The organism is Butyricicoccus intestinisimiae (assembly GCF_018918345.1).
GTDB classification, from domain to species: domain Bacteria; phylum Bacillota; class Clostridia; order Oscillospirales; family Butyricicoccaceae; genus Butyricicoccus_A; species Butyricicoccus_A intestinisimiae.
Window position 1 is genome coordinate 1 of sequence record NZ_JAHLQI010000019.1, and the last position, 971, is coordinate 971.

Consider the following 971-nt stretch of genomic DNA (forward strand, 5'->3'; position numbering starts at 1 on the left):
ACTTCTTTGCCGTGAATGAAAATCTTGCCGCTGTCCAGCGGATCTGCGCCAAAGATGGCGCGCATGGTTTCGGTACGTCCCGCGCCGACCAATCCGGCGAAGCCGAGCACCTGACCGTTGTACGCCTCAAAGCTGACATCATCGAGGACACCGCCCTCCATCAGATGCTCTGCCTTGAGTGCCACTTCACCCTTGGTGCCGAATTCCTTCGGGAACAGATTGTCCAGCGTTCTGCCTACCATGGCGGCAATCAGAGAATCATTGGTCCAATCCTTGATATCGCGGGTATCAATGTACTGACCGTCTCGAATGACTTCTACGCGGTCACACAGCTCGAACAGTTCTTCCAGCTTATGCGATACAAAGACGATGCCGATGCCGCGGTCACGCAGCTCGCGACAAGTTTTCATGAGCTGTGCAACTTCCTTCTCGCCCAGAGAGGACGTCGGCTCGTCCATAATAATCATTTTTGCATCAATCAAAACCGCCTTGGCGATTTCAATCATCTGTTGTACGCCCATGCCGAAGGTTCCTGCCGGCTTTTCCGGATCAATGTCCTGTCCCAGAGACGCCATAACTTCCTTTGCCTTTTTATGCATGGTCTTGTAATCAAGCAGACCGCCCGGCCTCTTGATCCATTTGTTGATAAAGATATTATCCGTGATGCTGAGCAGCTTTTCTATGTTCAGCTCCTGATAAACACAGGCAATGCCTGCCGCTGCGGATTCGTTCGGATCTTTGAACGTCTTTCTCTCGCCATTGACGTAAATTTCTCCTTCATCCGGCTGATGCACACCAGTCAGCACTTTAATCAGTGTTGATTTTCCCGCACCATTTTCTCCGATCAGTCCGAGAATTTCGCCCGGCTTGACCGCCAGCTGCATTTTATCAAGAGCTACTACACCGGGGAATATCTTTGTCGTATTTTTTAATTCTACTACATATTCACTCATTGATTTTCACCCTTTTCT

1 protein-coding gene is annotated in these 971 nt (G+C 49.9%); it reads right to left on the bottom strand.

All coding sequences use genetic code 11. The features are described 5' to 3' along the window. Positions 1-953: sugar ABC transporter ATP-binding protein (locus KQI75_RS13450; protein WP_216471340.1), on the bottom strand; the 953-nt coding region annotated here is incomplete at its 3' end. Positions 954-971: the final 18 nt, after the last annotated feature.